Genomic DNA, 19,823 nt, shown 5'->3' with positions numbered 1-19,823 from the left:
CTGCCACGACCGGACCAGGCACAGAGCTGCCGGCGTGCCTCACAGCAGCACACCTTCAACCAGGCACGCCAATCGCAACAGCCCTGGCATGCGAACATTCGACGCCATCACCACCGTCGTCATCTGCTGCTCCGTCGTCTCGTGCGCGCTCGAACCAGCGCCGCCATCGGAGACTGCGCCCGAACTGCCGGAGACCGCCCCTGACGAGGAGATTCACGCCACGGGCGAACCAATCGAATCTCGAGCCACACGAGGCAGGTGCGAAGATGCGGTCGACGATGGGGCCGACATCTGGCAGCTCATGTGTGGAGCGGCGAACGGAGCCGCGCTGTTGACGCCCGCGGCGACAGTCCGGTGCTACTCGGAGCACATGCAAGGGCGAGCCGCAGGCAAAGGAAAGTGCCGTTCCAGTTGCCCCACCGCATGCTTCGCGCTCTCGACTCGATGGGAGCTTTATTGCGAGGAGCGCGCGCCCGTGCTCCTGCGAAGCATCTGTGAACAGGCGCGCAACAAGGGGCAGGCGAAGTGCCTGAGGTCCTGCTGAGCTCGGGCACTTGACAGCACCGACGAGTGCGCTAGCTGGACGAGCATGACGGGCCCGATCGCGGAACGCAGCATCACACTGACGCGACCCAGCGGGATCCAGGAAAGTATCCGGGTACGAGTCTGGGCGCCCGAGTACAGGCCAGCCGTCCTCTGCTGGGAGGCTGACGTGGAAGTCACAGGGGCGGGGGACACCGACAAGTCTCACGGAGCCGGGATCGATGCGTTTCAGGCGCTGTATGGCGCGCTCTACCTGATCCCGACGATGCTCTCCAGGTATGAAGCCGCTGGCCGGCTCTCGTGGCTCGAAGAGGAGTGGATCGGGTTCCCCGCAATCGATATCTCGGTACCTTGAAGCCGCGGCCTCATCGACGTCGCCGCTCCTGACAGGTCGTCCGGGATCGCCAACCACGGAGGCCGGAGAGCGGTCGCTGGGCTCGCCCATGGTTGCCTCAGCGCCAGGCACGCCTGCGCCGAGCTCGGCGAGGCGACCGCCTGTGCCCCCAGCGCGTCGGGCAGCATGCTTGCTGGCGGTCAAGCCTGGGTTGGTGAGCCTACACCGACCGGGGCCATGTCATCGGGAACCCACCTCGTTGCGGTGCTCAGCTCCGCCCGCCATCCCCGCCTCCGCCACGGCGCGGGGCGCGTAGCGCACCCGCCACTCGTCGGAGCCGAGACCAGCGAGCTGCGTCGCCTGTACACAGAATCGATGGAACGCCGCGGCGGACAAGTTGGTCTCCATGTACGCCCCGTTCGACAGCGTCTTCAGCCGGCTCCACTTGCGGAACGACGTGGCGTCCCGGCTCACAAACTTCGGTAGCTCAGTCGCGACCCGCTCGAACTCCTCATCCCCGAGGCTCGCGATGGCCTCCATGGTCACCACAGCCACCTCCACCCACGCCCTGACCGGGTAGTTGCGCCCGCGCACCTGGACCGTCTGCGGGATCGTCCCCGTGACCGGGGACTTGTCCGTCGCGCCGGCCGGCACGTGGACCGGACCGTAGTAGGGCCACACCGCGAGGGCACGCTCGGCTAGGGCCTCGGCGCGCTTGTCGATCTCCGCCGCGGTCCAGTGCTCGACCGTGGCGAAGTACTTGTTCAGCTCGAGGTGGCTCTCCGCGTAGAGCTTCTTCTTGTCCGAGAACCGATCGTTGTCGAGCTCCGAGTTGTAGCCCGTGAGCGTCAAGTTCCCCAGCGTGTGCAGGAGCTGCTCGTGATCTTCCTCCCACGTCGGCCCGAGGTCCGCCTGCCACTCGTCCGTCAACGATTGCGGCATCACGTGCTCGATCGTGAGCCCGGCCGTGACTACGTGCTCCTTGTGCCAGAACGACGCTTCCAGCCGCTCGAGCAGGAGCTTCGTCTTCTCGCGCCGGTCGCCCGCGCCGTAGAGGCGCGCGGACTCGAGCCGGTCGCGGAAATCTTCGTCCCTCGGGTACCCCTTGCCCGCGAGGATTTTGCGCACGGCCTCGACGAACTTCGGCTCCGCGGACGCCTGCGCGTAGAGTGGCGTGAAGATCTTGTTTAGCCCGTGGGTGGGTACGGCGCACACGAACCGGCGAACCAGGAAGCTCTCGAGCGTTTCGAGCAGGTCGATGACGTCAGCCTCCGACAGGGCACCACGGGCGTAGTCACCGTAAACGTTCAGCAGGAAGGGATACGCAACCGTGACCTCGAGGCGGTTCAGCCGCACCAGCCGGTCCCGCAACTGCGTGTTCGGCTCGTGCTGAGGCCGGAGGAGGAGGGTGTAGTACTGCGAGAACCTGTCGAGCCGCCGGAGGTGATCGAGCGGCCCCTTCGAGCGGTCCTCGTCCACCCGCGCCTTGAGGGCGGAGTACACGTCGGTCTCGCGGACGATCGGTCCCTCGCGCATGAGGTAGTGCCGAACGAAGGGCGTGACCACCTCGTCGCCGAGCCGCTTCTGCATCGGCCGCCAGAGCTCGACGTAGGTCTTTTCGTGCTCGTGGGCGTCGATCCGCATGAAGAAGTAGTTGCGGATGAGATCCGCCTGCGAGAGCGGGCGCCCCTTGCCGTTCAGGCTCTCGAAGATGCGGTGCGGGTTGTCCTGCTCGTCGAGGATGATGCTGACCAGGGTCAGCTTGCTGATCACGATCCGGTGCACCGCCTCCAGGCCGGGCGCGTCGGCCTTCCGCAGCTTGTTCTGGAAGAACTGGTACGCGAGCCCGATGCCGGTCTTCACGTTCGGCCCCTCGCCACGGACGATGCGCATGAAGTTCTCGCGATCGCTCAGGCTCGGGTCCTCGCCTTGCGTGGGCAGGAGCTTGAAGTAGTCGTTCCCGCTCTCATACCGGTTGGTGAGGTACAGGTCCTCGATCTGCGATGCGAGCTTGTCGAGGCCGCCGAGGCGCGCCTGATCGCGCAGCAGGGCGAACAGAATCAGCAGCGTGGTCAGGCGCTGCTGCCCGTCGATCAGGAGCCGCTTCTCGACGCCCTCGGGGACGGACTTGGCCGGGGAGGTGACGATCGATCCCAGGAAGTGCGGCTGCGGATTCTCCTCCTCGAGCAGCACCACGATGTCGCGCCACAGCGCCTCCCACTGCTCCGGCTGCCAGGAGTACGGGCGCTGGTAGTGCGGCACCAGGAACTGCTTGCTACCCTCGAGAACGCGCTGCAGCTTGGCTTCGGCGGCTTGCATCGGGTTTCCTCTGTAGAGCGGTGGGGTTGGAAGCGACAGGGGGCGGGGATTCGGCGGCGCGGCGGCGGCCGGCGCCCTTGGTGGGCTGGCGGTTCTGCTCGCGCTCGGCGCGGAGGCGTTCGAGGAGGACGGAGGCGGGCTCGTCGTTCGGGTCCTGCGGGACGAGCTCGCCGCGGAAGGCTTTGGCGAGGATGGCGCGATCCAGATTTGACAACCGAGCACCACCTTCGCCCATGAGTAGTCGTACGCGGTTCGCCGCATCAAGCATTGCATCGATTCGGATCGCGATCTCAATCTGCTCATCCGCAGGCGGGATAGGCAGCACGAACCGATTCACTTGAGACGTGAACATATGCTGGATGAGCGAGCCCGTATTCAGCTCATCGATGTAGGCGCGAACAAGTGGTGATTTGAACAGCCATAGGCAAAAGCGAGCAGACATCATCAGCGGGGTGAGGCGGGCCAACCGCTGGTTCAAGAGGCATCGCTCCCCTGGTGACGACAAGCAAACCCTGCCCAAAAATTCGTCCTTGAGCGATTGCGCGGTGAGGTTCATCACCAGCTCATCGGCTCGAATGACGTGGTCCGAGTTCTCCTCTGTCCATCGCTCCGGAAGACACTTTGTATTATCTGGCGTCCATTCCAATCGACCATCGACGTGCAGATTACCGGGTCGGAGCAGCTTGATGCCGGATGAAGTGTACTCTGACGAAGGAAAGGGACGCCCATTTTGGCAGAGACCGACCTGAGCCCATGTGGCCCACGCCCAGCCCTCCGGCAGCTCCGGCAGCTCGCTCGCATCCACCGGCGCCGGCTCCTCGTACTTCTCCTTCCAGCGATCGTCCCCCGGTACCTTCCCCTTCGCCCGCATCTTGGCGAGCTCCGCCTCCTCCCACCGCCGCCGCCGCTCGGCGCGGATCCGCTTGAGCAGCTCCTCGGCCGGCTCCACGTCGGGGTTCTTCTCCCGCCAGTCTGCCGTGAGATCGCCGCGGAAGGCGGCTGCGAGCACGGACTGGCGGAAGCGCTCGAGGAGCGCGGGGATGGCGTCGAGCGCCTCCTTGGCGCGGCGGCTCTTGGAGGTGAGGGCTTCGAGCTTGGTGAGGATGCGGCGCTGTTCACCTATTGGTGGAAGCTCAATTTCGATCTTGCGAAACCGCTCAAGACTGAGCTTTTGCTGGGCCACACCCTTTGTCTCGTCTAGAATTCGATCGCGGACAGGAGCGCACCGAAGCCAGTATTTGAGAAACAAGGAACTTGCTGCCGTCCCGACGGTCATCTTGATGCAGTCTGCTGTGATGATCCCGGACGGTCGGTCTTCCGGGTAGATGGCCGTATCCCCTGGCGGGTCGCCCATCTTGGTTACCAAGAGATCGCCAGGATAGACGGCGTGAGCCGAAAGCTCAGCAGCCTTCTCAGAGAGCACATATCTAGTTTTTGGCCCCCCAAAAGACTCACCGCGTATTTCACGCACAAACACAAGTGGAATTCCGCTGTCGCGATAATCCACAACCTTCAGACTGCTTCCGAACGGACCAATTGCGAGCGAATATCGCTTGGAAGCCGCAAGCTCTTCAATTTTGATTCTTGTCCACCCTGCGGGAAGGCTATTCATATGCTTCCCCATCGAGCTCAGCCTGCAGCCCCTCCATCTCCTGCATCGCGATCCGCAGCTTCTCCAGGATCTCCGCCGCGATCTCTTCCGGCTCCGGCAGATCATCCGCCCCATGGACGCTCTCGTCCTTGAGCCAGGCGATGTCGAGGTTATCCCCCCGTGCCTTGATCTCCTCCCGCGTGAACCTCCGGAACCGCCCCTCCGCCCCCTGGTCCTTCCGCCGGCTCTTCCCGTACGGATCGCCCCCGAACGCCTTCTCGAACTCCGCGAAGTGATTCTCCCCGAGCGGCGTCCGCTTCCCGAACGAGGGCATGTTCGCCCGCAGGTCATAGACCCACACCGCCTTGGTGTTCCCCTTGTCCTTCCGCTCCTCCCCGCGCGTGAAGAACAGCACGTTCGTCTTCACCCCCTGCGCGTAGAAGATCCCCGTCGGCAGCCGCAGGATCGTGTGCAGATCGCACTTGTCCATCAGATCGGCCCGGATCTGCGCCCCTGTGTTCTCCTCGAACAGCACGTTGTCCGGCAGCACCACCGCGGCCCGCCCGCCCGGCTTCAGCCCGCGGTAGATGTGCTGCAAGAACGCGAGCTGCTTGTTCGAGGTCGGATACGTGAAGTCCTTCCGCGACGGCAGCCCGCCCCCCTTCTTCGTCCCGAAGGGCGGGTTCGTCAGGATCACATCCGCATCCAGCAGCCGCTCGCCGTCCGACGCGAGCGTGTCCCCGCGCACCAGGTTCGCCTCGATGCCGTGCAGCATCAGGTTCATCAGCGCCAGCCGGTGCGCGTCCTCCACCAGCTCGACGCCGTAGAACGCCTTCTTCTTCTGGAACTCCTGCTCGCGCGCGGGCAGGTCGTAGAGGTTGTCGGTCGCCGCCTTGATGTACCGGTCCGCCGCGATCAGAAACCCCGCCGTCCCCGCCGCCGGGTCCTGCACAAGCTCCCCCGCCTTGGGCTGGACCAGCCGCACCATGCAGTCGATGAGCGGCCGCGGCGTGAAGTACTGCCCGGCGCCCGACTTCTTCTCGCTCGCGTTCCGCTGGAGCAGGTCCTCGTACATGTTGCCGAGGCCCTCCTCGCGCGCCGAGTACCAGTCGAGCCGCTCGATCTCCTTCACCAGCGTCTCCAGGTTCCTCGGCTGCTTGATCGACGTCTTGGCGTTGACGAAGATCCCCTGAACGCGCCCCGACGCCTCGGTGCCCAGGTGGAGCAGCGTGGCGCGGTAGAAGGTGAGCAGCCCGATCCCCGTCTTGCCCGAGAGATCGTCCCAGCGATACCCCTTGGGCAGCTCCTTCTCCGTGCTCGTCTCCTTCGCCATCTTGAGGAAGAGCAGGTACGTCAGCTCGGTGAGGTACTCGTGGTAGGTGATGCCGTCGTCCCGGAGGACGTGGCACAGATCCCAGAGCTTGCGGACGATATCGGCGGTGGTCATTGTCGGCGCGCCCTCCGTATCACAGTCAGCCCGCCGCCCTCTCCCAGATCGCCTCCTTCAGATCGCCCAGCACCTGCTCGAGCTGCCCGTCGAAGATCTTGTCGATCCGCTGGAAGCCGCCGTCGGCCTGGAACTGCCCGCGATCGAGCGCCGCCCGGTCCACCACCTCGTCGGCCTTGATCTGCTTGCCGATGCGCTCCAGCCAGCGGCGCTGCACCGGCGTCCACGCGCGGCTCTGGGCGATCTTCGCCACCGCCCTGTCCACCCGCTCGCCGTAGGGCACCAGCGGGTCGCCGAGCGCCGCCCGCCGGATGAAGCCCATGATCGACGCGGCGATGTCGGCGTTCGTCTTGTCCCGCCACGCGCTCCGCAGCACCGACTCGCTGTAGCCCGCCCCGTCGAGCGCGAGCTTGAGCTCCCGGAGCTGCTCCCGCGTCAGATCGCGCGGGCGCTGCGTCACGAGGACGAGCGCCGGGTGCGTGTTGAGGTGGTCGCGGACGTAGGCCGCGAAGCTCTCCAGGTAATCGTCCGGCCGCGGCGCATTGCCGTAGCCGCGGCCCACCTCGATCACCCGGTCGGCGTGGTCCGAGACCATCAGCGGCCGGCCAGCCGCGAGCCTCTCGTCCAGGACCGCGACGAGATACCCGTGCTGCGCGAAGTACTCCGCCGCCGCGTCCGGCGTCCCCGCCTTGAGCCGGCGTGCAAGCTCGGCCGGCGACGTCCCCGCGACGTTCTCGAACCGCGCGAGGCGCTCGCCCTTCAGCACCTGCCGCTTGCGCTGGAGCTTCGCGATGAGCTGCTCCAGCACCACGGCCCGCACTTCGGCGTCCTTCTGCGTCCGGAGCTCCTTCACGAGCTCCTCGAACGAGAGGCTCACGTCGTTCACCACCGGCGTCATCGAGGTGAGCCGCTCGAAGTTCTCGTAGAGCGCCACGGCGTCGAAGATGCGAAAGCTCGCCTTCTCGATCTCCGGGCACAGACGCGTGGCCCGGCCCATCATCTGCTCGTACAGGATGCGGCTCTTGACCTGACGCAGAAAGACGAGATTGCAGATCTTCGGGACGTCGATGCCGGTGGTGAGCAGATCCACGGTGACGGCCACGCTGGGGAGACGCTCGTTCTTGAAGTGCCGGATGAGCTGGAGCGGGCGATCGACGCTGGGATGGCCGGTGATCTTGGCCACCGTGCCCTCGTCGACGTCGCCGTACCGCTCGTGGAACGCCGCCTCCAGCAGCGAGACCACAAGATCGGCGTGGGCGTCGTTGACGCAGAAGATCAGCGTCTTGCCCGGGAGCGTGGGGTCGATGTGCCGGGCGAGCTCGGCGCACACGACCTCGTTGAAGCTCCGGGTGATCACCTTGCTGTTGAAGCCGTCGATGTCGACCTTCACCTCGTCCTTGACGTCGACGAGCTCCTCGGCCGCCGTGCGCGGGTTGAAGAGCCGCATCGTCTCGCCCTGCTTCCAGATCATCCCCTTCCTCGCGAGCTCGGTGACGATGGTCACCGGCGGCTCGTGATCGACGAGGCAGCCGTCGATCACCGCCTCCCTGTACGAGTAGAGGAAGACCGGATCGCCGAAGATCTCCTTGGTGTGCGCCGCGGGCGTGGCCGTGAGGCCGATCTTCACCGCGTCGAAGTGATCGAGGACGCGCCGGTACCTGGAGACGTAGTCGTCGTCGCTGCGGAAGCGCAGCTCGACGTCGCTCATCTCCTGGTCGAGGGTGTACCCGCGATGGCACTCGTCGACGACGATGCAGTCGTACTGGTCGACCGGCGGCACGTCGGCCTCTTTCTTCTCCTCGTCCTCCTTCGAGAGGAGGACGCGCTTGACCATGCCCTGGATGGTCGCGACATGCAGCTTGGTGCCCGCGTCGGGCCGCGCGTCCTCGAGCCCCTTGATGTTGTAGATCTCCGCGAACGTCTGCAGGTTCTCGAGCCGCACGTCCTTGAGCGCGTCCACCGTCTGCTCGCCGAGCGCGCTCCTGTCGACGAGGAAGAGGATGCGCCGGAACCGCTGGGTCTTGATCAGCCGGTAGACGAGCCCGATGGCCGTGCGCGTCTTCCCCGTCCCCGTGGCCATCGCCACGAGGCACGCCCGCTTCCCGCCCTCGATCGCCGTCTCCACGGCCCGGATGGCGCGGATCTGGTAGTCGCGGAGGTCGAGGTAGCCCGTGGGCTCGCTGTCCAGCCGGGCGTGGGCGGCGGCGATGTCCTGCTTGAAGAGCGCGACGAGCCCCTCGGGCGTGTACCAGCCCTCGAGCGGGCGCGCGAGGTTGGTTGAACGCCGCGCGTCGCGGAACCAGATGCCACTCTTGGTCTCGATCTGCTTGAGATATGCCCGCCCGTTGGTCGCGAAGAGGAACGGCACCTTGTGCCCCTTGTCCCACGGACCGCCCGCGAACCTGGCGTCGCCCTCGAGCGTGAGACCGCGGCTGTAGCGGACCGTCTGCTGTTTGAGGACGTTGGCCACGTCCACGCTCATCTTCTTGGCCTCGACGACCGCGAACGCCTCGAGTCCAACGAACAGCACATAATCGACAGGGCCCGTCTCCGTCGGCCACTCGGCGATGGCGAGGTTCTTCCCCTTCTGCGGCCTCGTCCCCCGCCGGTAGTCCAGGTGCTCGGAGTCGGCCTCCCAGCCCGCGTTGCGGAGCTGCGCGTCGATGATCCGGCGGGTGGCGGCCTCGTCGAGGAGGATCGCCTGCGCCGCCTCGGCGGCGCGCTCGACCACGGCCTGGATGGCGGCGGGCGGTGCCGCCGCTGCCTGCTCCTGGAGGGCGGCGAGCTCGGCGGCGAGCTGCGCCTTCTGGCGCTCGAAGGCCTCGACGTCCTTCGCCCGCTTCTGCTCGGCCTCGGTGGCGAGGGCCTCCCAGAGCGCCCCGTCCTCGGCCGCCTTCCGGGCGCGCTCCTCGGCGGTGAGGCGCTTCTTCCCCTCCTCGTCGGCGGCGGCGCGGACGGCCTCGATGTCGACCTTGCTCCTGGCCAGCTCTGCGCGCAGGCGCTCGAGCTCGGTGGCGAGCGCGGCGTCCTCCTTCGCCGGGTCGGGGGGCGGCACGAAGGGGCCGGGGTCGAACTTCCTGTCGTTCCCGAACGAGCGCTGGAACCAGACGGCGAGCTCGCGCGCCATCTTGAGCTGGTGCAGCGCCTCGCGGTGGTCGCCGCGGATCTCGTGGGTCGCCTTGTTGCCGGCGACGCGCAGGTCGTGGAAGAGCTGCCGCGTCGTCGCGTCGAGCGCGCCCCGCTCGCGGAGGCGGTTGATCAGCGTGGCCTGGTTGTCCTCGGGCGACGCGTAGAGCCCGAGCCGCGCGGCGGCGCGCTGCGCGAGGATCTCGCCGAACTGCCGCAGCTTCACCAGGCAGGTGTTCGGGTCGTCGGCGAAGTAGCGCTCCGCCTGCGTTCCGAGAACGACGAGGCGCGGGTCGTGGTGGGCGAGAAAGAAGAAGTTGGGCGATGCAGCAGGGGGCACAGGATCGAGCTCGCGCGAGGGTGGGCGGACCGTTCCATGGAACACCAGCCCGGGGTGCCGGTGGAAGCGGAACGAAACCAATCTGGACGGTACCGCGTAAGGAGCAGGGGCTCAGGGGCGCGCGAGCGAAGGGCACCTTTCCGGAAGATGTGCGCAAGGACCGGCGCGTTGCTGGAGGCGCCAGCCTCCACACATGGAGGTCATGGCCCCCAGCGGCCGACGGGAGCGACCGCGCCGGGCTCCCGGCATCCTCCGAGCCTCGCTCCACACCGGCGCTCGTCCCGCGAGCAAACCCCTTCTTTCCCCGGCCCATATCGACCATCTCGCGCCGATCGCCGTCGCGACCCGCGCCATGCCTGGCCGGCCAGCGCCGCTTGCAGAGCATGGACCTGAAGTTGCAATTCGGTAGCTCAAGGCGGTCGCGCTGCTCGCGCTGGTCAGTACGTCGAGCTGCTCGAGCCACCTGAGTCGCTGAACCAGCGACTTCCACCATGACCGCAACGGGCATCGAGGGAGCCCCGTTGACGTCCCGATCTCCCCCTCTCCCGGGCTCTCCCGGGCGCGCCCCGCGTGCAGGCCTGTCTGCGCGCTGCCGCCGAGGGGGCCGTCGAGGCGCGAGGATCGTCTTCACATGAACGCAACCAGAGGTAAAAACATGAGATTGACATCCAGCAGAGCATCATTGACGCTCGTCTTCCTCTCCTTGATCGCGGGCTGCGCTGCGCCCGCCGAGCCAGACCCGGCGGAGGACACGGGGGTGGAGTCGCAGTCGCTCGAGTGCGACAGGGACTGCATCCGGGCGATGGTGAACAAGCACCTCGCGCTGATGGGAGAGCTCGGGGACGAGCGCACCTACGAGGTGTCGCTCCGGGAGCTCAGGGCGGTCGGCCCGGCTGTCGTCTCCGGGGCGGTCGCGGCCTACCGCGCCTGGTCGCTGTCGGCGCCGCCCGATCCGGAGGAGCCGGCGCGGCCCGGCGAGATGCGGTGGCGCGCGGCGCACCTGCTCGGCGCCCTCGGGTTCCGCGAGGGCATCTCCTCGCTCGACGCGATCGCGAGATCTCCGCTCCCCGAGCCCGGCGCCGACGAGGAGCTCTTCGCGGACGAGGTCCGCGTCCGCCTGCGCGCCGTCGCCGGGCTCGAGAAGCTCGGCGCCGCCGCCGAGCTGCGGGCCATCCACGCGCTCGGCGGCCTCCTGCGCAGGCCGGCGGCGGCGAGCCTCTACGCGCTCGGCATCGACGTCGGCGGCCTCCGGTTCGTCGACGGGCGGACGGCGCTCGCCGAGGACGTCGCCGACACCACCGACCTGAACCCGAACGCCGGTCGACCGGTGCAGCCGGACACGCCCGGCTCTCGTGAATTCCGTGTGACGCCTCGGCTCGACACCCCGGCCACTGCTGCCACCGCTGATCGATGAGGGATTGACCATGCGAACGACGATCAAAGCGACGCTTGCGCTCTGCCTGCTCCTTGGCCTCTCCTCCGAGGCCCGCGCCCAGACGTGCGACACCATCCGGAACACCGAGCCCGCCGTGCAGAAGAGCTTCTGGTGCACGCAGCCGTGGGTCGACTTCTTCTGGGACGCCTACGATTTCGACAAGGGGGACTGGGACGGCGGCTTCGGCTGGGAAGCCCCCTGCGACCTGAAGAGGCCGCTGGCGCGCACGTTCCAGGCGATCCAGCTCCTCAGCTACGCGTCGCCCAACCAGCCGACAAAGACGAACGACTTCAAGGGGAATATCCTGCGCTGGGGCGGCAACTACGCCATGCGCGAGATCGACGAGCTGGACGCGCGGTGCGGCGACGGGAAGAACCGGGCTTACACCGTCTGGGGGACGTTCGTGGACAACTACACCGAGCTCTACATGCCGTTCTTCTTCAACGAGAACGTGGTGGAGCGCGCCGGCACGCTGATCCACGAGGCGCGCCACGCGGACTGGTGCGGTCACAACGGCAACGACGGCAGCAACGCGTGCCCAGCGAAGAGCGATTCGTGCGACGAGAAGTACCTGGACGGCTGCTCGGGGTTCGCGTCGCCGAGCGGGAGGGGCGCGGCCGGCTACCAGGTCCTGTGGCTGTGGTGGTATGCCGCCGAGGCGGACGCGCAGCACAGCTCATCGACGATGAAGGACTTCGCGAGGGACGAGGCGAACCGGATCTTGAACACCATGTTCGACGTCGACCCGTGCTTCAACATCACGAGCAATGGCGGCAAGATCATCACGTGCTAGGAGGGCGGCCCTCGCCGGCTGCCTGTGGGGCGCGCTGTGCGTGGCGGGGTGCGCTGGCCATCGCGGCTCGGACATCCCGCCGGCGCCCTGGGCGCAGCTCGAGGTGAACCGCGGCGCCGGCGAGCAGACAGTCCTCTGGATCGACCTGAGCGGGACGTTCGAGGGGTACAAGGGGAAGGCGGCGCTCGGCGGCGCGCTGAGCCCGGAGCAGCTCTCGGGCCTCCGTGAGCTGTTCCGGGACGCGCGGGTCGCGATCTACAAGCGCGACGCGCTCCCCACCGACGGGAGCGTCGATCTCGCCGGCAGCGCCGACCGGCCTGTCTTCCGCGTCGTGGTGCGCGAGGAGAGCGCCCGGATCCAGCCGGGCTCGGAGAGGCTGTCGGCGTACTTCGCCGAGCGGTCGCAGCACGCCGAGACGGACGAGATGCTGGCGGAGGTGAAGAAGATCATCGCCGCGGCCACCGAGCCCCCCTAGCGACGCAGCCCTGTCGCGCGCGCTGAGCCGACCTACTGCGCCGGGAACCGCTCGGCCATCCAGGCCTGCCACGCCGGCTCGGCGCGCGCGGCTGCGGCCTTGGCCTCGTCGCCATAAAGATAGACGCGGATCGGCAGGAAGACCTGCCCCGCCATGGGCAGCGCGAACAGGTGCGCGATGCCCGGCGCCGGCTCCTCGACGCGGAGGAGCAGCTCCGGGTGTTCGCTCGATCCGATCCGCTCGACAACGCCGGCGAGGGGCGGCGCGCCGGCGGCCGTGCTGACCCGCTGCCCCGCGGCGGCGCCCGCGAGCCCGAGCGGGCCGACAAGCGCGTCCCACGTCGTTGCAGCCGGCGCGGGTCCGGCCCCCATCAACTGGAATGGCACGCAGGGTTGGCCGCGGAAATGCTCCAGGTAGAGCCGCAGGAGCCGGAAGAAGGCCACCCAGCCGTGCTCGTGCCCCTCGAACTGCTTGTCCCAGTCGTCGGTGCTCGCGAACCAGCTATGCACGACGCGCACGACGCACGTCCCGCCGGACTGCGCCTCGACGATCCACTCCGTCGCGACACTCGGGGTGCCCGGCCCCATGTCCTCCGGGCTCTCGGCGGTGAACCGGCGAGGCGGATCCCAGGCAGTGATCTTCGAGACGGAGTCCATGCTCGAGCCCGGGCCGAAGTGAGAGACGGTGGTGCCGCCCTCGCGCTCCTCCACCTCGCTCGGCACGAACCACGATGAGATCCCGGGCCCGGTCGCGATGGCCTCCCACACCTCTTCGGGGCTGCCCGGGACCTCGACCTCGGCTTGCACGGACCGGCGTCCGGACGCGTCTTTTCTCACTGGCATGATGGCTCCTTTCTGGGTGTCTCGTTCGGTGTGGGGTGAGCGACGATCACCAGGCGATGCGGCCGCCCGCCGGGCGCTGATTCATCGTGGTAGCGCGCGACGAGCGACGTCACGGCGCGGGTGAGCTCGCCGGTGAACGCGGCGCGCTCCGCCGGAGACCGGAAGCGAACCTCGGTGTCGATCGACAGGGTGGCCAGGTGCTTGTCGGCCTCCCGCGACAACCGCAGGAGGTCGCTGACCTCCCGCACGACACGGGCGCCCAGGGCGATGAGGTAGCTCGCGGAGAGGCGGTCTGCCGTGCGCTGCGGATCCGCGGCGACAGGCCCCAGCGCGCGGGGCGACACGACGTACGAAGCCGCGCTCGCGACAAGCAGCCGCTCCGTCAGGCCGCCCCACTTTCGCGTCCCGGCGACCCGCACGAGCCCGTGCGCCTCGAGGGCGCGCAGGTGGTAGTTGATCTTCTGGCGCGCGATCCCGAGGCGCGTGGCGAGCGTGGCGGCGGAGGCCGGCGCGGCCAGCTCCGACAGCAGCCGGTTCCTGACAGGCTCGAGCGCCGCCGTGGCCGCGGCCGGATCGTCGATCACGTCAACGTCAAGCACGTGACCCTACCTAACCTTGACAACTTTTTTTGTCAATGGTCGCCGACAGGCCGCTTCCAGGCGCGGCGCAGGGGCCGGCGCACCTCTGTGCGTCGCGCGGCCGGCCGCCTCCCGTGGGTCAGCACCGAGCTCGGAAGAGGCGATCCCCCGCGGGGCGCGCAGCTCATCGAGGGGGCCGGGAACACCGGTGTCCGCTCCGGCGTGGTCCCCGGGTACGGGCACGCCGATCCGGTCTTCTGTCAGCGCGCCGAGGCCGACGTCTGGCCGCTGCTGGAGTGGCCGGGCGCAGCGGGCCTCCACGAACGCGCGCTCCGGGCTCCCCCGGAGCCGTCCGGGCAGGCCGTCCACGGGACGGCCTGCCCCGCGGCGTGCTCACGCGCCGCCGGCGAGACCCCGCGCCTCGATCTCCCTGTAGATCGCCGCCAGGCGCTGCGCCCAGGCCTCCACGCCCTCGGCGCTGAGCAGGCCGTCCTGGCGGATCTCGAGCAGCACGCACGGCAGGCCGCGCGCCTCGCCGTGCACGGGGATGCCGTAATCGCCGCCCGCGCTCACGTGGTACGGCTCGTTGTCCCCGACGCAGAGCCCGGGCTCGCGCCGCAGGAGCTCGATGAACGGCGCGGCGAGCCGCCGGTCGCGCCCGTAGAGGACGGCCGCCTGCCAGGGCCGGTCCTGGCCGGGCATCGAGGGCGTGAAGCTGTGGACGCTCAGGATCGCCGTGCTCTGCCGGCGGTCGCGCCGCGCGTCGAGGAGCGCTGTGATCGCGTTGTGGTAGGGCCAGAAGCACGCGTCGGCGCGCGCCCTGGCCTCGGCGGCGTCGATGGTGTTGCCGGGGATGGGCACGCCGCAGCTCACCTCGGGGATGGAGCTCGGCGCGCCCAGCGGCCGGTTGCAGTCGATGACCAGGCGGGAGTAGCCGGAGAGCACGAGCGGCGCGTCGAGGAGCGCGGAGAGGCGGCGCGAGAGGAGCGCCGCGCCGATGTCCCAGCCGGTGTGCTCGCGGAGCGCTTCCTCCTGCAGGGCGAGCACGGGGAGGCTCCGCGGGACCGCGTTGGAGGCGTGGTCGCAGAGCAGGAACGCGCTGGAGGGGCCCTCGGGGTTGACCACCTCGAACGCGGGCGGCTCGTCGGGCGCAAGGATGTGCAAGGCAGGCGGTGGGGAGCTCATGGCGTCTCGCCGGAGACATAGCAGACCCGGGCGCCCCCGCGGCGCGCGCTCGAGGCGGCGCAGCGCCGAGGCGGCGCAGCGCCGAGGCGGCGCAGCGCGCTGTCGGGACGGCGACGTCACGCAGGCGCGCAGCGCGAGCCTGGCGCGGTCACGACGGCGACGTCATGCAGGCGCGCAGCGCGAGCTTCGCGCGGTGCAGGAGGACCGCGACGTGGCCGGCGGAGATGCCGAGCGCCCGCGCCACGTCCTCCCCCGGCTGCTCCTCGAGCATGCGCAGCGTCACGACGGCCTTCTGGATCTCGCAGAGCTCCTCGACGCACGCCCGCAGGCGCACGTGCTCCTCGGCGCGCGCGATCGCCTCGTCGGTCGCCGGGGAATCGCCCGCGGCCTCCGGGTGCGCGTCGACGTCCTCGTGCGGCCGGGCGCGGAAGTGACGGCGCCGCCGGTTGCGCGCGGCGTTGCGCACCATCGCCGCCAGCACGCCCCCCCACGCGCCGGCGTCCTCCGGGAGCGCGCCCCGCTGCTGCGCCAGGGTGAGCAGCGTGCAGAGCCCCTCCTGCACGCAGTCGACGGCGTCCTCGGGCGTCACCCCCTCCGCGCGCGCCAGCGCGGCGAGCGCCGAGCGCTCCGAGCGCACAAGGTGCGACACATGGCTCAGAATGTCGTCAGCGTCGTTGATGGCGTCCATGGTCTACGGAGGTCAGGTCTCGAGCCTCGCCCACATTACAGCGCCGAGCGTTGTAATGGATGCCGATCTCGAGACCTGGGCAGGCATGGAGGATCACGCGATGTCCACGAACCCTGTCCACGAGATCGACGAGCTGCGCTTCGACGCCGAGGTGCTGGAGGCCGGGGTGCCTGTCCTCATCGAATTCACCGCGACGTGGTGCCCGCCGTGCCGCGCGCTCGCGCCCATCCTGCACAAGCTGGCGGAGGAGGGCGCAGGCCGCCTGAAGGTGGTGGCGGTGGACGGCGACCGCTCCCCGGCGCTCGCCCGCCGCTTCAACGTCCGCGCGTTCCCGACGGTCATCGCGCTGGACGCGGGCAAGGAGGTGGCGCGCCACGTGGGGCTGACAACGAAGGAGAAGCTCCTGAAGCTGGTGGAAGGTCGGGGGCTCTCCGGCGCGGCGCCGGGGGACCGAGCGCCCTCGCCGGCGTGACGGCGCGCCGGCCCGGCTCGGTGGTCGGGTGGGGCCGCGGCGGGCGAGCGCGCGGTCGGGCTCGCTCGGGGCTCGCGCCGGCGGCAGGAGCTGGAGGCGCGCTACCGTCGTGGTCTGTCGCGGTCGCGCTGCGACTCGCGGTCGCGCTGCGACTCGCGGTCGCGCTGGGCGCCGCGGTCGCGGTGCGTGCCGCGCTCCCGCTGCTGGTCGGCGGCGGGGAAGCTGACCCGGCGCGTCGTCTGCTCGGTCCCGGAGACCTCGAACGGCCCCACCGGGAGCGGCTCGCTGACCGCCTTGCCGTTGTCGTCGAGGAGCGTGATCGTCCCGACGTAGTCATCGGCGATGACCTGCACGCTCGTGTCGAACCGCTCGCACGGGACGACCTGCCTCGTGACCTCGTTGTTCTTCGTGTTGATGAGCAACAGCTCGACCGCCTGCGCGCCGTACGTCTTGCACTGGCCGGCCTCGGTCCTGTCCTCGATCGACCACTGGACGGTGACGAACCCCATCTCCTCGGGCTTTGCCTCTCCAGGCCCTGTTTCTCCCGGTTGTGTTCCGTCGGCCCCATGATCCATGCAGGCGACCAGCGCCACTGCACAGACCGCTGCCACAGAGTAGATACTTCGCATTCCTACCTCGCTGTGCTCGGCGCCGATCGGGGCGCCGCGCTCCGCGCCAGCAACGCGGGTGCCACACGGATCCCGCGGCGCGGCGGCGAGCTCGGCGCGCCCCGCGCCGGGGCGGCGAGCGCGGTATCCCCCGCGATCCGGCGCGGCGGCGCGGCGGCGCGGCGGCGCGGCGGCGCGCGTCCCCCGACGGGCCGGCGAGCGCTGGGCGTCGAGCGACGCGCACGCGCTGCGCGGTGGCGGCCGCGAGCACGGCGAGTATCGGGCGAGCGCGCGAGTCGGCGTATCCGGCGGTGGACGTCGCTCCGGGAGCGACCTCCCGTGTCGCCGCCGGAGCTCCCGTGTCGCCGCCGGGACCGCGATCCCGGCGGCCGCGCCCGCGGCGCCGCGCGCGAAGGAAGAGCTTGAAATCCCGGACAAGGTTCGACATCTTCGCCGCCAGCCAGACGCGAGCGGCGCCGCGTCACGGCCGCGTCGAATCGAGCCGCGAGCATCGCACCTCCGAAGCGCCCAACCGCCGATGCTCACCCCCGAGACCCCCCGCGACAGCCGCCGAGAGGCCGCCCTCGGCGTCGTGTACGGCGTCGCGGCCTACAGCGCCTGGGGCATCGTCCCCGTCTTCTGGAAGCAGCTCCGCCACGTCGGTCCGGTCGAGATCCTGGCCCACCGCACGGTGTGGAGCCTGCTCGCCTTCGCGGCCCTCACGCTCGCCACGGGGCAGCTCCGCGCGCTCGGCGCGGCGCTCTCTGACCGGCGCGTCGTCGGGGCCATGGCGGCGACCGGCGCGCTCGTCTCGGCGAACTGGGTCCTCTTCATCTACGCCGTCTCGGTGGGGCGCGTGCTCGACGCGAGCCTCGGCTACTTCATCAACCCGCTGCTCAGCGTGCTCCTCGGCATGATCTTCCTGCGCGAGCGGCTCCGCCCGGCGCAGTGGATCGCGCTCGGCCTCGCCGCCGTGGGCGTCGTGCACCTCGCCGTGCGCGCTGGCGCGGTCCCCTGGATCGCGCTGGCCCTGGCGGGGACGTTCGGTGTCTATGGCCTCCTGCGGAAGGTCGCCGCCGTCAACTCGCTCCCTGGCTCCACCCTCGAGACGCTGTTCATCGCCCCCCTCGGCGCGGCCTACCTGGCCACCCTCCACGCCCGGGACGCCGGCGCCATGGGCCACGTCGACGTTCGCACCGACCTCCTCCTCGCCGCGACGGGCATCATCACCGCGCTGCCGCTCGTCTGGTTCACGAACGCGGCGCGCCGCCTGTCGCTGACCACCCTCGGCTTTCTCCAGTACCTCGCGCCGAGCGGCCAGTTCCTGCTGGCCGTGCTGGTCTATGGCGAGCCGTTCACGGCCACGCAGGCCGTGAGCTTCGCCTGCATCTGGACCGGGCTCGCGGTCTTCAGCGCGGACGCGGCGCTGCGCGCGTCGGCCGCGCGCGCCGCCTCCGATCGGACGAGATCGTAGGCCGCTCCGAGCGCCGCTCAGGGTCACGCCCGGGCGCCGCGCTCCGCCAGGTTCGCTGACACGCGAGGAGCGGTCGAGGACCGGTCTTTCGCTTCTTCCCGGCAGACCCCGACTTGCCCTCTCGATCCGACCCGCGGACAACCGCTCCGCGCCGGCGCGGCCGCTTGCCGCCAGCGAGGATCCAGGCCATCTTGGACTCGGGCATCAACGGCGCGCTCGTCGTTCTCGTCGTTGAATGATGCGTTTTGTCGACATTTGCTGCCGCACGCGCCGACGAGCAGCAATTCGAATGCACCCCGGGGGGACTGACCATGAAAACTCGCTGGTTCATGTCGATTGTCGCGCTGTTATCCGCCATCGGGTCGATCGGCGCCGGCAGCGCAGCGCAGGTGGATGAGCCAGCGGCGAACAGCCCGGCGATCGGCGAGGCTCCGGAAAACAACGCATCGGCAGACGCCCCGGGCGTCGATCCGCAGAGCGAGGCGCCAGACCAGGCGTGCAGGCTGGACAACTGTCTCCGCCCTCATGACCCCTGCACGTGCAGCAATACCGGGTGGGCTGGATATTGTGGCACCGGCCCCCATCACCCCGGGTGCCTCTACTGCCGCTGCGATTGACCGGGACGGGCGGAGAGCGCTCGTCTCATCCGGTCGGCGACATCCCGGCTCCGGGCGACGATCGTCACCTGGCTCCTGCTCATCGCTGAATAGCGCGTCCCGTCGAGGTGCTCGACCACGCCGTTCGCCTCGCGGACGATCAGGGCTCCGGGCGCGTGGTCCCAGGGCAAGAGGCGGTAGTAGACACAGAAGTCCGTCTCGCCTCGCGCGACGCTCGGGTAATCGACGCAGGAGCAGCCCGCGCCCTGCGCCGGCCGGTAGGCGCCTGCCGCGCGGGCCTCGATCTCCGCGCCCACCTCACCCGGCATGAAGCGCGTGTAGATCGTCCCCGCCGGCGCCTCCGCCCCGTCCGCGGCGTCGGCGAGGAAGCGCGCGCCGTTCAGGAAGGCGCCGGCCCCCTCCTCGGCGAAGAAGGTCTGTCGCCGCGCCGGCAGGTGAATCCAGGCCGCGCGCGGCTCCGAGGCCCTCAGCAGCGCCACCATGATCCCGAAGCGGTCGTTGCCCTCGACGAAGTTGCGCGTCCCGTCGAGCGGATCGATGAGCCAGCACCAGCCGCCGCCGCCGAGCGCGTCGAGCAGCCGCGGATCGGCGTGCGCGGCCTCCTCGCCGACCGCCGCCGACCCGGGCAGGAGCGCGCGCAGCCCCTGCGAGATGCGCCGCTCCACCGCGAGATCCACGGTCGTCACCACGTCGCCAGGGTCGAGGGCCGTCGCCTTCGGCGTCACCTCCGCCTGGGCGATTCGCCGCCAGAACGGCAGCATGTCCTCGTGCGCGACCTCCTCCAGGAAGGCGCCCACGCGCGCCAGATCGGGCATCGACATCGCGGCACCCTACCTCGCCCGGCGCCGCTCGCTCCAGGCAAAGCGGCGCGCGCCTCGCGCTTGCGGCGCCAGCAGCATCGCGCTGCGGATCCGGTGCTCGCGGAGCAGCAGCGCGCCGCGCCAGCCGCGGAAATC

16 protein-coding genes are annotated in these 19,823 nt (G+C 69.5%); 6 read left to right on the top strand and 10 right to left on the bottom strand.

Annotation, left to right across the window (positions count from 1 at the left end; genetic code table 11):
• The first annotated feature begins 589 nt into the window (after window positions 1–589).
• Window positions 590–898, top strand: a complete 309-nt coding sequence (locus WMF42_RS10540; protein ID WP_437691799.1) for a DUF6968 family protein — start codon at window positions 590–592, stop codon at window positions 896–898.
• A gap of 219 nt (window positions 899–1,117) precedes the next feature.
• Here the strand turns inward: WMF42_RS10540 and WMF42_RS10535 are convergent, their stop codons facing one another.
• From WMF42_RS10535 to hsdR, 4 genes are read right to left on the bottom strand one after another with little or no spacing between them, the layout of a single operon-like run.
• A complete protein-coding gene (locus tag WMF42_RS10535; RefSeq protein WP_437691798.1) occupies window positions 1,118–3,196 on the bottom strand; it encodes a DUF262 domain-containing protein in 2,079 nt (692 codons plus the stop codon).
• On the bottom strand, window positions 3,153–4,808 hold the full coding sequence (locus tag WMF42_RS10530; protein WP_437691797.1) for a restriction endonuclease subunit S: 1,656 nt from the start codon (window positions 4,806–4,808) through the stop codon (window positions 3,153–3,155). Before WMF42_RS10530 ends, WMF42_RS10535 begins: the two co-directional genes overlap by 44 nt.
• Window positions 4,801–6,234, bottom strand: a complete 1,434-nt coding sequence (locus tag WMF42_RS10525) for an N-6 DNA methylase (protein WP_437691796.1) — start codon at window positions 6,232–6,234, stop codon at window positions 4,801–4,803. The genes WMF42_RS10530 and WMF42_RS10525 overlap by 8 nt, the downstream gene beginning before the upstream one ends.
• Window positions 6,235–6,259: 25 nt before the next feature.
• Window positions 6,260–9,700: a type I restriction-modification system endonuclease gene (gene hsdR, locus WMF42_RS10520; RefSeq protein ID WP_437691795.1), complete on the bottom strand. Its 3,441-nt coding sequence runs from the start codon at window positions 9,698–9,700 to the stop codon at window positions 6,260–6,262.
• Between the two features lie 655 nt (window positions 9,701–10,355).
• On the opposite strand from hsdR, the gene WMF42_RS10515 reads away from it, so the two are divergent.
• The 3 genes from WMF42_RS10515 to WMF42_RS10505 are packed head-to-tail and all read left to right on the top strand — an operon-like array spanning window position 10,356 to window position 12,403.
• Window positions 10,356–11,114 carry a hypothetical protein gene (locus WMF42_RS10515; protein ID WP_437691794.1) on the top strand — a complete coding sequence of 253 codons (759 nt, stop codon included), beginning with the start codon at window positions 10,356–10,358 and terminating at the stop codon, window positions 11,112–11,114.
• 10 nt (window positions 11,115–11,124) lie between these two features.
• Window positions 11,125–11,928: a hypothetical protein gene (locus WMF42_RS10510; protein ID WP_061605971.1), complete on the top strand. Its 804-nt coding sequence runs from the start codon at window positions 11,125–11,127 to the stop codon at window positions 11,926–11,928.
• A gap of 40 nt (window positions 11,929–11,968) precedes the next feature.
• Entirely contained in the window at window positions 11,969–12,403 is a 435-nt protein-coding gene (locus WMF42_RS10505; protein ID WP_061605970.1) for a hypothetical protein, read from the top strand.
• A 32-nt stretch (window positions 12,404–12,435) separates the two neighbouring features.
• On the opposite strand, the gene WMF42_RS10500 is transcribed toward WMF42_RS10505, so the two are convergent.
• The 4 genes from WMF42_RS10500 to WMF42_RS10485 form a co-directional block, all read right to left on the bottom strand.
• Window positions 12,436–13,245, bottom strand: a complete 810-nt coding sequence (locus tag WMF42_RS10500) for an SRPBCC family protein (protein WP_437691793.1) — start codon at window positions 13,243–13,245, stop codon at window positions 12,436–12,438.
• Window positions 13,236–13,844, bottom strand: a complete 609-nt coding sequence (locus WMF42_RS10495; protein WP_061605968.1) for a helix-turn-helix domain-containing protein — start codon at window positions 13,842–13,844, stop codon at window positions 13,236–13,238. Before WMF42_RS10495 ends, WMF42_RS10500 begins: the two co-directional genes overlap by 10 nt.
• A gap of 372 nt (window positions 13,845–14,216) precedes the next feature.
• Window positions 14,217–15,008 carry an N-formylglutamate amidohydrolase gene (locus tag WMF42_RS10490; protein WP_437691792.1) on the bottom strand — a complete coding sequence of 264 codons (792 nt, stop codon included), beginning with the start codon at window positions 15,006–15,008 and terminating at the stop codon, window positions 14,217–14,219.
• 148 nt (window positions 15,009–15,156) lie between these two features.
• The gene (locus WMF42_RS10485) at window positions 15,157–15,696 is read right to left on the bottom strand and encodes an RNA polymerase sigma factor (RefSeq protein ID WP_061605966.1); all 540 of its coding nucleotides are present in this window, start codon (window positions 15,694–15,696) and stop codon (window positions 15,157–15,159) included.
• A 100-nt stretch (window positions 15,697–15,796) separates the two neighbouring features.
• On the opposite strand from WMF42_RS10485, the gene WMF42_RS10480 reads away from it, so the two are divergent.
• Window positions 15,797–16,168 (top strand): thioredoxin family protein, encoded by a 372-nt coding sequence (locus tag WMF42_RS10480; RefSeq protein WP_437691791.1) that lies wholly within the window; start codon window positions 15,797–15,799, stop codon window positions 16,166–16,168.
• A 101-nt stretch (window positions 16,169–16,269) separates the two neighbouring features.
• Here WMF42_RS10480 and WMF42_RS10475 read toward each other — a convergent pair whose 3' ends face one another.
• Window positions 16,270–16,677 (bottom strand): hypothetical protein, encoded by a 408-nt coding sequence (locus WMF42_RS10475; RefSeq protein ID WP_437691790.1) that lies wholly within the window; start codon window positions 16,675–16,677, stop codon window positions 16,270–16,272.
• A 637-nt stretch (window positions 16,678–17,314) separates the two neighbouring features.
• Here WMF42_RS10475 and rarD point away from each other — a divergent pair.
• Entirely contained in the window at window positions 17,315–18,250 is a 936-nt protein-coding gene (gene rarD, locus WMF42_RS10470; protein WP_437691789.1) for an EamA family transporter RarD, read from the top strand.
• Between the two features lie 598 nt (window positions 18,251–18,848).
• Here the strand turns inward: rarD and WMF42_RS10465 are convergent.
• On the bottom strand, window positions 18,849–19,688 hold the full coding sequence (locus WMF42_RS10465) for an inositol monophosphatase family protein (protein ID WP_061613309.1): 840 nt from the start codon (window positions 19,686–19,688) through the stop codon (window positions 18,849–18,851).
• Window positions 19,689–19,823: the final 135 nt, after the last annotated feature.

The sequence above is a fragment of the Sorangium sp. So ce176 genome (assembly GCF_051519835.1).
GTDB classification, from domain to species: domain Bacteria; phylum Myxococcota_A; class Polyangia; order Polyangiales; family Polyangiaceae; genus Sorangium; species Sorangium cellulosum_G.
The sequence above is the reverse complement of the archived record's forward strand: the minus strand, read 5'-3'. Positions and strand labels throughout refer to the sequence as shown.

Coding starts and splice junctions, on each gene's coding strand:
- WMF42_RS10540 (WP_437691799.1), top strand. CDS start 590: ATGACGGGCCCGATCGCGGAACGCAGCATCACACTGACGCGACCCAGC.
- WMF42_RS10535 (WP_437691798.1), bottom strand. CDS start 3,196: ATGCAAGCCGCCGAAGCCAAGCTGCAGCGCGTTCTCGAGGGTAGCAAG.
- WMF42_RS10530 (WP_437691797.1), bottom strand. CDS start 4,808: ATGAATAGCCTTCCCGCAGGGTGGACAAGAATCAAAATTGAAGAGCTT.
- WMF42_RS10525 (WP_437691796.1), bottom strand. CDS start 6,234: ATGACCACCGCCGATATCGTCCGCAAGCTCTGGGATCTGTGCCACGTC.
- WMF42_RS10515 (WP_437691794.1), top strand. CDS start 10,356: ATGAGATTGACATCCAGCAGAGCATCATTGACGCTCGTCTTCCTCTCC.
- WMF42_RS10510 (WP_061605971.1), top strand. CDS start 11,125: ATGCGAACGACGATCAAAGCGACGCTTGCGCTCTGCCTGCTCCTTGGC.
- WMF42_RS10500 (WP_437691793.1), bottom strand. CDS start 13,245: ATGCCAGTGAGAAAAGACGCGTCCGGACGCCGGTCCGTGCAAGCCGAG.
- WMF42_RS10490 (WP_437691792.1), bottom strand. CDS start 15,008: ATGAGCTCCCCACCGCCTGCCTTGCACATCCTTGCGCCCGACGAGCCG.
- WMF42_RS10485 (WP_061605966.1), bottom strand. CDS start 15,696: ATGGACGCCATCAACGACGCTGACGACATTCTGAGCCATGTGTCGCAC.
- WMF42_RS10480 (WP_437691791.1), top strand. CDS start 15,797: ATGTCCACGAACCCTGTCCACGAGATCGACGAGCTGCGCTTCGACGCC.
- WMF42_RS10475 (WP_437691790.1), bottom strand. CDS start 16,677: ATGGGGTTCGTCACCGTCCAGTGGTCGATCGAGGACAGGACCGAGGCC.
- rarD (WP_437691789.1), top strand. CDS start 17,315: ATGCTCACCCCCGAGACCCCCCGCGACAGCCGCCGAGAGGCCGCCCTC.
- WMF42_RS10465 (WP_061613309.1), bottom strand. CDS start 19,688: ATGTCGATGCCCGATCTGGCGCGCGTGGGCGCCTTCCTGGAGGAGGTC.